We start from the raw sequence: 10,763 nt of genomic DNA, 5'->3' as shown, positions 1-10,763 counted from the left end.
CCCGAACGATCAGGTCAGGTGCACCGTGCCGGTCACGTCGGCGGCCAGCCGGAGCGAGTCGCCGTCCTGGAGGAAGGCCTCGACGCCGGGGGAGAGCCGCTCGCCGTTGACGAACGTGCCGTTGGTGGAACGTTCGTCGCGGACCTTGGCCACGCCCGCGGGGTCCAGCCAGACGGTCGCGTGCTTGCGGGACACGTTGTCGTACTGGGTGAACGTCGAGGCGGCCGGGGACTGTCCGGCGTCGCGGCCGAGGATCAGCTGCTGACCCGGCACGACCTTCAGCTCCCCGGTGGGGAAGCTCAGCCGCAGGGCCGGGCCCATGCCGCCGGGGCGCAACGGCTTCAGGCAGACGTTGCACTGCGCCGCCGCGGGGTTGGCCAGCACGCTCTCGCAGTGCGGGCACATCGCGGCGGTGCTGTCCGGGTGGTGGCCGTGCTGCTGCCGCTGATCCGGCGGCACCAGCGTGCCGTCACGGGCCGGCGGCGGGTCGAACTGGCCGGGACGGCGTCCGTACGGGTCCTGGGGGGCTCCGTAGCCCGGCTGGGGGGCTCCGTAGGGGTCCTGTGCGGGAGGCTGTCCGAATCCCTGCTGAGGCTGCCCGTAGCCCTGCTGGGGCTGCCCGTACGGGTCCTGCGCGGGGGGCTGCTGCCCGTAGCCCTGCTGGGGCTGGCCGTACGGGTCCTGGGCGGGGGGCTGCTGCCCGTAGCCCTGCTGGGGCTGGCCGTACGGGTCCTGGGCGGGGGGCTGTTGCCCGTAGCCGCCCGGGGGGGCCGCCTGCGGCTGGCTGTACGGATCCGGTGCGGGCTGGCCGTACGGGTCCTGCGCCGGAGGCTGTCCGTAGCCGCCCTGCGCGCCCGGCTGGCCGAGCTGGTTGGGCGGGTTGGGCTGGCCGTAGGGGTCCTGTGCCGGGGGCTGCCCGTACTGGTCCTGGGCGGGCTGCCCGTAGGGGTCCTGCGCGGGGGGCTGTCCGTAGCCGCCCTGGGGGGCGGGCTGGCCGAGCTGGTTGGGCTGGCCGTACGGGTCCTGGGCGGGGGGCTGCTGCCCGTAGCCCTGCTGCTGCGGCTGGCCGTACGGGTCCTGTGCCGGGGGCTGGCCGTAGGGGTCCTGGGCGGGGGGCTGCTGCCCGTAGCCGCCCTGGGGGGCGGGCTGCCCGTAGCCCTGCTGGGGCTGCCCGTAGGGGTCCTGCGCGGGGGGCTGCTGCCCGTAGCCCTGCTGCGGCTGTCCGTACTGGTCCTGTGCCGGAGGCTGTCCGTACTGGGCGGGCTGCCCGTACGGGTCCTGTGCCGGAGGCTGCCCGTAGCCTCCCGCGGGACCCGGCTGCGACGAGTAGGGCTGCTCCGCCGGAGCGGGACGCCGACGGCGCCCGCGGGTGAGGTTGTTCCCGCAGGTCATGCAGATCAGGTCGCCAGGATTGTGCGGGGTCTGACAGACCTCGCAGGTCAGAGTCTCCATGAGGCCTCCCCGGCTCGTACTCCCGCCCCGTCCAGCACCGCGCTCAGACGATCCATGTCGCCTCGGCGCGGGATGCCGATGTAGTACACCCGCCGTCCTTCCGCACCGTCTTCGACGCACACCTGCATGCGCCGCCCGTCCATCTCGTCCGACCCGTACCGCCGGCGCCCGAGAGGGGACAGCGGCACGAGTTGCTGGTTCGCCGACCCCCGGAGCGGGGATCCGTCGTTGAGCCGTTCCACGTACGGACCGGTCACCACAGCGTCGCACAGTTTAAGGATGTCCCGCGACTCCTGATTCCGCGAGAGCCTCGAGATTACATATCCGGAATAGACAAGGATGTCCACCGGGCGTGAGCTACGCCACTCCCGGAGGCCCTCCAGCAGCTCGCGCAGGGCCTGGGGCTGCTGGAACGGCTCCCCGCCGGAGATGGTGACGCCGTCCAGTCCCGGCAGGCCCGCGACCCACTCCAACACCGAGGAGACCGGGATCCGGAGACTCTCGTCGGCCTCCCAGGTGTCCCGGGACAGGCAGCCGGGACAGGCCAGGGTGCAGCCCTGGAACCAGATCCCGGCCCGCGTGCCCGGGCCCAGCGCGGTCACCGGATGGTGGAGCTTGGCCAGCCTGACCGAGGCGCCGCCCCCCGCGTTCACGGCTGCTCGTCCGGGGGGCCGGAGCCCGCGGAGTCCGCGGAGCCTGCAGAGTCCTCGGAGTGCAGCTCCAGCTCGACGATGCTGCCCTCGCGCCTGATGCTCCGGACCGTGATCTGCTGGCCGGGGGGCAGGTCGAGCTCGAACAGGGCGCGGGCCAGCGGGTTGACGAAGTGGGACTCCAGCGCCATGCCGATGCCCCGCCCTCCCTTGTCCAGCTCGCCCGTGCACCATTCACGCAGGGTACCCATCACCTCGGACTTCACCGCCAGGCTGAGCCGGTGCTCCTCGGTGACCCGGCGGCAGATGTTCGCCAGCTGCAGATCGAAGATCTTCGACGCGGCCTCGGGGCCGATGAAGTTGAAGACGATCACGTTGTCGCCGAGCCGGTTGAGCAGCTCGGGGCGGTTGAGCGTCGAGGTGAAGTGGTCGGAGATCGCGCTCTTGATCCGGTGCTCGATCTCGGCGTAGCCCAGGCCCGGCACCACCTGGGACGAGCCCAGGTTCGAGGTGAAGATCAGGATCGACTCGGAGAAGTGCACGGTGTGGCCGCGCCCGTCGGTCAGCCGGCCGTCCTCCAGGATCTGCAGGAACTTGTCGAGGATCCGCGGGTGGGCCTTCTCGATCTCGTCGAAGAGGATCACCCGGAACGGGTCCTCGCGCACCGCGTTGGTCAGCTCGCCGCCCGCCTCGTGGCCGATGTAGCCGGGCGGGGAGCCGATCAGCCGGTCGCCCGCTCCCTCGGCGGAGAACTCCGACATGTCGAAGCGCAGGTAGGCCGAGTCGTCGCCGAACACCAGCTCGGTGATCGACTTGGCCAGCTCGGTCTTGCCGGTGCCGGTCGGGCCCGCGAAGAACAGCACGCCGCGCGGCCGGGCGCCGGACTTGGTGGCCTGCGCCCCCGACAGGCCCAGCACCGCCCGCTTGAGGATGTCCAGGGTCTTGGTGACGGCCTGGGGCTGGCCCAGGACCCGCTCGGGCACGCGGCGCTCGCCGTCCAGCACCCGGCGGCGCAGGTGGCCGCGCGACCACGGGTTGTCCAGGACGCCCAGCTTGTAGGTGCGCACGGCGTCGGGCAGGTCGGCCAGGTCGACGTTGCGCTCCTTGGCCAGCCGGGTGACCTCGATCATCGACTGGAGGGTCAGCCCGTCGGCCTGCTCGGCGAAGGCGTCGCAGGCCTCGGCGGCGGAGTGGTCGGTCTCCGGGTCGGCGGCGAAGGCGCGGGCCAGCAGCCGGGCCGTCACCTGCCGGTCGCCCAGGTGCGGGCGGGGAAGCGTCAGCTCGCGGATGGCGTCGTTCTCGGCGACCAGCCAGGGCGGGAGGTCGCCGGGGCGCTCCACCAGCCACAGGATCGGGTTGTAGAACGGCTTGGGCCGCACCCCGGGCGCCCGTACGGGCCGGGCGGTGCGGGAGAGCTTCTCGCAGAAGCGGAAAAAGTCGCGTTCGGCCGGCTGGAGGTCGGTGGGGGAGGCGGCGATCCGGGAGGCGCCCTCGATGAGGAAGGCCGCGCGGATCTGCTCCGCGGGCCGGGCCACGGCCGCCAGATGCTTGGTGAGCCCCTCCAGGGACGGCTTGGCGTCCCATTTGCCGAGCAGCTTCTCGGCGGCGGCCAGGGCGTCGTCGTCCTCGGGGAAGATGCGCAGGCCGTCCACCAGGTCGTAGACGAGCATGCAGGACAGTCCGCTGGACTGGAGCGCCTCCCACAGCAGTTCGCGCAGCGGGAGCAGCGCGATCTCGTCGTCGTTGGGGAAGAGGAAACTGTCGTAGAGGTTGCCCGACAGGACGTACTGGGAGTGCACCGACAGGGTCGCGTCGAGCTCGCGGATGAACGGAGGCCAGCCCATCAGGCGGCCGCCGAGTGTGGGCTGGTCAGTGCTCAAGTCGGCGTTCCCTCGGCTTGTTCGTCTTCTGCGTGGTGGTCGTCGTCGATTGTGCACCCAGCGGGAGCTCCTCGGCGCCGGGCTCCAGACGCCAGGTGAGCGCCATGTTCAGCCCGTCCTTCTGCAGCTTCTCCTTGGCGGCCTCGAAGGCGTCGCACCATTCGCGTTCGCGTTCGGCGTCGCGGCGGCGGTCGTCCTCGCTCGCCGCGGGACGGGTGCGCATCATCTTGGCGCGCAGGGTGGAGTCGTCCAGCTGCATCCGGACGGCCTGGTCCGGCCACTCGGAGCGGGTCAGGAGCAGGGAGCCCTCCACGGGGACGAACGTCGAGAAGCCCGCGTCCACCTGGTAGCCGAGCTCTTCGAACGTCCGGGTGACGGTCGCCAGGATGTACCGGCGTTCGGCTTCGGCCTGCGCCAGCCTGTCCTGCTCCAGCGCCCAGGCCTTGAGGCGTTCGCGTTCGGCCTTGACGTTCCTGCCGGCCTCCTGGACGCGCAGCCGCACCTCGGTGAGCATCGCCTCGGCCTCCGCGTCCGTGGTGGCCCGGGCGACGCGTTCGGCGGCCTCCTGGACGCGCTGACGGTCCGCGGAGGCGGTGTCGGGGAGAAGGCGTGAAAGGACGCGGGAGAGGTCCTCGCCGCGGTTCGCGGGCGTCTTCAGCCGGGCTGTGACGAGCCGTCCGAGTTCCTCGGAGATGGCGCGCTCCGCCTTGTCGAGCGCCTGGTCGACGGCCGCGCACCAGGTGACGAGCTCGCCGTAGTCCTCTTCCCCGGTGAAGGCCAGTTCCGCAGGAAGCGGCACGTTGAGTACCGTTCCGTGCTCTTGGTGCGTTCGGCTCAGCACATCACCGAGGGCGCGGATCCGGGCGTTCCGGTCGATGACCTCCCGCAGGGCGCGTTCGTACCGCTCGACCTCGGCGAGCGCCTCGGCCCGCCCGCCGGCCTTCTTCTCGGCGAGCGCGGCCAGCACCTCCGCCGTCTTCGCCCCGGCGCCCGCACCCGCGCCGAGCAGCCGGTTCATGCCCAGGCTGGCGATCACCGCGGCGTCCAGGACGATCTCCGCCTCCACGCCACTGCTCAACTGGTGCCCCTTCCAGATGCGCCCCGAATTCGCACGGAGTCAGCCTTCTATGACTTCCCGGCGGCGCGCGGAGTTCGCCTCACGCCACCGGTGGCTTCGCATGCCCCCGCCCAGCGCGTGCCCGACGGTCGCGACCGCGACCAGCAGCAGCCACAGCAGCCAGGCCAGGGAGCTGAGGACGGAGACGAGCAGCAGCAGCATCAGCAGGGGGATGGTCGCCGCCAGCAGCGCCGTCCCGCACCCGCGCGCGCCCGTCCGCCGCGCCGTGTTCGACATCGCCTGCGACGTCTTGGAAAGCCCGCCGCTGACGAGCCTGCCGCTCTTGGCGAGCGCCGCCCACGGCCCGCCCGCCAGGTAGTCGGAGCCCTGCTGGTGGGCGAGCGCGAGTTCCACGGCCGCCGAGACGAGCCAGGCGCCCGCGCTCACGAGCAGCATCAGCCCGAGCGGCACGGCCGCGGCCCGCTGCACCCCGCCGACGCTCGCCGTCTCACCGGGCTGCGACTCCCCGGCCATCGCCGCGATCGCGAGGCTCCCGGCGCTCCACAGGGCGAGGAAGGCCAGCGACCACAGGACGGCCCGCACCCGCGCGGCGCCGCGTCCTTCTTTTCGTCTGTTCTCCCGCTGCTCCCACAGCGCGGCACGCCCTTCGGCCCGGTAGGCGGCCTCGGCCTCGGACACGTCCGGTGCGGGCGCTGAGGAAGGCGCTGACGGCCGCGACGGCTGCGGCGGCACGTACGGCCGAACCGGCTCGGCGGTCTCCTCCTGGACGTCGGGAGCCCCGCCCCGCAGCCACTCCGCGATCTGCGGGTGCCCCCACCGCCGCCGCGGATCCCGGGTGAGCAGCCCCCGGCAGAGCAGCCGGAGGTGAGGGTCCCGCACGTCGTCGTTCTCGATGGCCCGCGTGGCCAGATGGTCGACGACGACCGTCTCGCTCAGCCCGTCGAACGGCTTCCGCCCGGTGATCAGCTCCCGCGCGATCATCCCGAGCGACCACCAGTCCCGCGCCGGCGACACCTGCCCCGACAGAGACTCCGGCGCCGCGTACGCCAGCGTCCGCGACGACGACGCGAACACCACGCTCTGCTCCAGCACCCGGCTGAGCCCGAAGTCGGTGATGACGAGTTCGCTCCCGCGCACCAGCACGTTCTCGGGTTTGAGGTCCCGGTGCACGATCCCCGCGTCGTGCAGCGTCCTCAGCCCCTCGGCCAGCTGCGCCACCGCCGCCGTCGGATCCACCTGCCGCCTGCGGGACAGGTCCCGCAGGTTGCCTTCGGGCAGGTATTCGAGGATCTCGTAGTCCCGCCCGTCCGCGTGCCCCGTCTCCAGGACCCGGACGACATGCCGGGACGTCAACCGCGGCAGGACCTCCCACACCTCACGGTCCGCCGAATACCCGCGCCGGTAGATCTTGACGACGTACCGTTCGGCGCCCCCGGAGTGCTCCCGCACCAGCAGGAGGTCGGATTCGGCTCCCTGGACGGGGAGTTCTCCCTCGACCGCGAACCGCGAACCCAGCACCCCCGGCAACCGCACCAGGGAGTCCCCTCCCGCCTGCTGCGCCCCCGGCGCATCCCGGCTGGTGACTCCCGGATCCCGTCGCGTCCACTGCGGGTCGTCCACGCCGCGAGCCTACCGCGCACGAACCCGGACGCACCCGACACAGTTATTTGGCGCCGCTCACGTCCTCGTCCCGCCCGCGGACGGTACGGGCTTGACCTCAAGTGAAGTTGAAGTTTCAGAATGGCGTCTTCGGTAGTTTCAGGAAGGAAAGCCATGCACGCTGTCGTACTGCACGTGTTCGGACCCGCTGAGAACCTCCGGTACGAGACCGTGCCCGATCCCGTGCCGGGCCCGGGTGAGGTCCGCGTGTCGGTGAGGGCCGCGGGAGTCCACCAGATCGAGACGGCGATGCGGGAAGGGCTGGCGATCGGCCCGCCGCTCCCCGAACTCCCGGCGATCTTCGGGGGAGAGGTGGCGGGCGTCGTCGAGTCCGTCGGACCGGGCGTGGACGAGGCCCTGGTCGGCACCGAGGTGGTGACGGGGCACGGCAGGCCGGGAGGCTACGCCGAACTCGCCGTCGCGGACGTCTCGTCCCTGCACCGGATTCCGTCCGGGCTGAGTCACGAGGCCGCCGTCACCATGGTCGTCACGGGCACCACCGCCGTCTTCCTGCTCGACGTCGCCGCACTGACCTCCGGCGACGTGGTGCTGGTCACCTCCGCGGCCGGGGGCATCGGCCGTCTGGTCGTCCAGCACGCCCGCAACGTCGGCGCCACGGTCGTCGGCGCGGCAGGCGGCCCGGCGAAGACGGCGGCCGTAGCGGAACTGGGGGCCGACATAGCCGTCGACTACAACCTGCCGGACTGGCCGGACACCGTCCGCAAGGCATTGGACGGCCGCGGCGTCACCGCCGTCGTGGACGGCGTCGAAGGGGACAAGGGCCGCGCCGCCTTCGGCCTGCTCGCGGAGGGAGGACGCTACATCACCATCGGAGCGGCCTCGCGTGAGGACTTCCTCCCGACCGAGAAGGAGTTGAAGGAACGCGGCGTGAGCTTCACCGACGCCCTGGCACTGCTGCTGGAGCGCCAGGACCGGTCCGCCGAAGAGGCCCGCGCCCTCGCGGCGGCCGCCGACGGAAGCCTGGTACCGGCCTTCCAGACCTTCCCCCTGTCACAGGCCGCCGCCGCACACGCCGCCCTCGAGTCGCGTGCCACGACGGGAAAGGTCGTCCTGGTTCCTGACGCCCACATGTGAAAAATGCTTTGTGCGGCGAACCGGCGTCTTCCTAGGATCCCCGGATGGGGCGCACCGTCATCGTGGGTGACATTCACGGCTGTTTCGACGAACTGCTCGACCTGCTGGAGAAAGTCGACCTCCGCCCGGACGATCTGCTGATCAGCGTCGGGGACCTGGTCGACCGCGGTCCGGCGCCCGGCGACGTCGTCGAGTTCTTCCGCGGACGTCCGAACTCCGTCGTGCTGATGGGCAACCACGAGCGCAAACACGTGCGGGGGATCTTCTCCTACGCGCAGGAGATCACGCGCCTGCAGCTCGGCGCCCGCTACGCCGAGACGGTCGACTGGATGCGGACGCTGCCCTACTACTTCGAGAACGAGCAGGTCCGCGTCGTCCACGCCGCGATGCTGCCCGGGGTCCCCCTGGCCTCCCAGAAGGAGGAGATCCTCTGCGGCTCGACCAGCGGGGAACGGGAACTCGCGGCGCTGTTCCCCGGCGGCCACTGGCACGACCACTACACCGACGCCGAACCGGTCGTGTTCGGTCACCACGTCACCGGCCGGGAACCGCTGATCCGCGACGGCAGGGTCTTCGGCCTCGACACCGGCGCCTGCCACGGCTGGAACCTGACCGCCCTGTGCGTCCCGGGATTCACGGTCCACGCGGTCCGGGCCCGTGCCGACCACTGGGCGATCACCAAACGCCGGTGGCAGCTGCCCGTCCTGAAGACCAGGCCGTGGCGCGACCAAACCTGGCCGGAACTGGCTCAGGCGATCGAACGGTTCTCCTCGACCACCGACGCGGCCGTGCACGATTGGCTGAAGGCACTCGAAGCATGGGCCGCGGACCTGCGGTCGTGTTTCCCCGCCCTGACCGCCGCGGCGCAGCGCATCGCCGGCGAGCTCACCACGGACGAGCTGCGTCGGCACCCCGCCGCGCCGGTCCTGTTCCAGGCCCGCGACGGCCGCCTCGACTCCGACGGCCTGGCCAGGCGGTGCCCGACCCCCCGCAGGACCATCGACCTGGCCGCGGCGCTGGGCCTGACCCTGCCCGACCTCCCCGACTGAACCACCGGCCCGACGCACCCTTCCGGACGTCTCACGAAGTCCATCGAAACACTATTGTTCTTTTGGTTCTTTCCGGGTGCCCGTGGAGATGTCGGTGCGGGTTCCAGCGGGAGGCGCGGTGGCGGCCGGGCCGGTGCATCCGCACGTCGCGGTGGTGCACGACATCGGACAGGACGAGGACGCGCCGTACCTGGTGATGGGGCCGCTGACGGGACGGTCGCCGTTCCCGCGGTGCTCAGCCCGGTTCCCGCTCGCCGTTCTGCGGGGGGAGGCCGGGCCTGCCGAACCAGCGGGAGAGGTGGTCGTCCAGGTCCTGCTGATCGTCGCCGATCCAGGCGACGTGGCCGTCGGGGCGTAGCAGGACGCACGGGACGTCCAGTGCCGCGGTGGGGTCCGCGAGGTGATCGACCCGGTCCGACCAGCCGCCGACGGTCAGGCGTTCGGTGCGGTCCAGCAGCAGGCCGCGGCCGCGATGCAGCAGACCGTAGAGGCGGCCCTGGGCGACGTCGATGTCGGGCAGGCGGCGGCCGAGCAGGTCGGGGCCCTCGCCGAAGTCGTAGCGGATGCCGATCGCGGTGATCTTCTCGATCAGATGGCGGTTCACCTCGTCGAGGTCCATCAGTTCGGTGAGCAGCCTGCGCACGGCCTGCGGGCCCGGTTCGGCGGACGTCAGTTCCGTCTGGGCGCGGGTGTTGTCCAGCACGTCCCGGGCGACCGGATGGCGTTCGGCCTGGTAGGTGTCCAGCAGTGTTTCCGGCGCCCAACCGCGGATCTGCGCGGCCAGTTTCCAGCCGAGGTTGAACGCGTCCTGAACGCCCAGGTTGAGGCCCTGGCCGCCGGCGGGCGGATGGATGTGCGCCGCATCGCCGGCCAGCAGCACCCGCCCGACCCGATAACACTCGGCGAGCCGGGTGGCATCTCCGAAGCGGGACAACCAGCGCGGGGAGTGCACGCCGAAATCGGTTCCGGCGATGGTGCGCAACCGTTGTTGGAAATCCTCGAGGGTGGGCGGTTCCGCACGGTCGCTGACTCCCGCGGCGGGGACTACGACGCTGTAGACCCCTCCGCCGAAGGGCCTGAGCCAGAATGGCTTGTGGGTCTCGCTGATTTCGGTCACCTTGGCGGCGATCTCCTCCTGCGGCACGCCCACTTCCATCTCGCCCATCAGCGTCTCGGTCCGTGAGGGCTCGCCGGGGAAGCCGACGCCGAGCAGTTTGCGCACCGTGCTGCGCGCGCCGTCACAGCCGACGAGATAGCGCGAACGCAACCGTTTCCCGTCGGACAGTTCGACGGTCACGCCCTCGTCGTCCTGCTCGAAACCGGCGACCGCACAACCGCGCCGGACCTGCGCACCTAGTCCGATCGCGTGTTCTTCTAGCAGGTGCTCGATGACCGGCTGCGGGATGCCCAGCAGATAGGCGTACGCGGAATCCAGGCCCTTGGGCGCGGGTTTGGGGATGGCGGCGAAGATGCCGCCGACCGGGCGCCGTCTTCCTCGTTCGAGAATGCGGTTCAGCAGTCCGCGCATCGCCATCAGCTCGAGGCTGCGTATATGCAGACTGACTATGCGGGTGAACGACGCGGGCTCGGTCTCCTTCTCCAGAACGAGTACCCGCACATCGTGCAGCCGCAGTTCGGCGGCCAGCATCGCACCGGTCGGCCCGCATCCGGCGATGATCACGTCGAACACGGGGTCGCGCTCGACCGTACCGTTCGACGACGGCTCGGCGGTGAATCGGGGAGAGTGCACAGGTGTTGCCTTTCGGGAGTGCCTTGTCATCGCGGCGCTCCCGGCGACACCTACGTCAATCGCCCGACCGTGACGGCAAGGGGGAGCACCCACATCGATACAGCGTTCATGGGTCTCACCTCCTCGGGCGGTGTCACGGTCGACCGCAAG

Annotated in this window: 8 protein-coding genes; 2 read left to right on the top strand and 6 right to left on the bottom strand. The window is 71.3% G+C overall.

The features are described from left to right. Window positions 1-9: 9 nt before the first annotated feature. The 5 genes from ABD327_RS09450 to ABD327_RS09430 are packed head-to-tail and all read right to left on the bottom strand — an operon-like array spanning window position 10 to window position 6,680. Window positions 10-1,452: an FHA domain-containing protein gene (locus ABD327_RS09450; protein ID WP_344449865.1), complete on the bottom strand. Its 1,443-nt coding sequence runs from the start codon at window positions 1,450-1,452 to the stop codon at window positions 10-12. Continuing rightward, complete coding sequence (locus ABD327_RS09445; RefSeq protein WP_344449863.1) at window positions 1,440-2,105, bottom strand: 4Fe-4S single cluster domain-containing protein; 666 nt, start codon at window positions 2,103-2,105, stop codon at window positions 1,440-1,442. The genes ABD327_RS09450 and ABD327_RS09445 overlap by 13 nt, the downstream gene beginning before the upstream one ends. Then, window positions 2,102-3,982 (bottom strand): AAA family ATPase, encoded by a 1,881-nt coding sequence (locus tag ABD327_RS09440; RefSeq protein WP_344449862.1) that lies wholly within the window; start codon window positions 3,980-3,982, stop codon window positions 2,102-2,104. The genes ABD327_RS09445 and ABD327_RS09440 overlap by 4 nt, the downstream gene beginning before the upstream one ends. Further along, complete coding sequence (locus tag ABD327_RS09435; RefSeq protein WP_344449861.1) at window positions 3,972-5,060, bottom strand: response regulator receiver protein; 1,089 nt, start codon at window positions 5,058-5,060, stop codon at window positions 3,972-3,974. The genes ABD327_RS09440 and ABD327_RS09435 overlap by 11 nt, the downstream gene beginning before the upstream one ends. Before the next feature lie 39 nt (window positions 5,061-5,099). Further along, complete coding sequence (locus ABD327_RS09430; protein WP_344449860.1) at window positions 5,100-6,680, bottom strand: protein kinase domain-containing protein; 1,581 nt, start codon at window positions 6,678-6,680, stop codon at window positions 5,100-5,102. Window positions 6,681-6,833: 153 nt separating this feature from the next. On the opposite strand from ABD327_RS09430, the gene ABD327_RS09425 reads away from it, so the two are divergent. Both ABD327_RS09425 and ABD327_RS09420 read left to right on the top strand, forming a co-directional pair. After that, window positions 6,834-7,814 (top strand): zinc-binding dehydrogenase, encoded by a 981-nt coding sequence (locus ABD327_RS09425; RefSeq protein ID WP_344449859.1) that lies wholly within the window; start codon window positions 6,834-6,836, stop codon window positions 7,812-7,814. A 44-nt stretch (window positions 7,815-7,858) separates the two neighbouring features. Then, on the top strand, window positions 7,859-8,863 hold the full coding sequence (locus ABD327_RS09420) for a metallophosphoesterase family protein (protein WP_344449858.1): 1,005 nt from the start codon (window positions 7,859-7,861) through the stop codon (window positions 8,861-8,863). Window positions 8,864-9,098: 235 nt separating this feature from the next. On the opposite strand, the gene rox is transcribed toward ABD327_RS09420, so the two are convergent. Continuing rightward, the gene (gene rox, locus ABD327_RS09415; RefSeq protein WP_344450112.1) at window positions 9,099-10,553 is read right to left on the bottom strand and encodes a rifampin monooxygenase; all 1,455 of its coding nucleotides are present in this window, start codon (window positions 10,551-10,553) and stop codon (window positions 9,099-9,101) included. Window positions 10,554-10,763 lie beyond the last annotated feature (210 nt).

Source organism: Actinocorallia aurantiaca, assembly GCF_039533685.1.
Classification (GTDB): domain Bacteria; phylum Actinomycetota; class Actinomycetes; order Streptosporangiales; family Streptosporangiaceae; genus Actinocorallia; species Actinocorallia aurantiaca.
This window is presented reverse-complemented; position numbering and strand designations above follow the sequence as displayed.

Coding starts and splice junctions, on each gene's coding strand:
- ABD327_RS09425 (WP_344449859.1), top strand. CDS start 6,834: ATGCACGCTGTCGTACTGCACGTGTTCGGACCCGCTGAGAACCTCCGG.
- ABD327_RS09420 (WP_344449858.1), top strand. CDS start 7,859: ATGGGGCGCACCGTCATCGTGGGTGACATTCACGGCTGTTTCGACGAA.
- ABD327_RS09450 (WP_344449865.1), bottom strand. CDS start 1,452: ATGGAGACTCTGACCTGCGAGGTCTGTCAGACCCCGCACAATCCTGGC.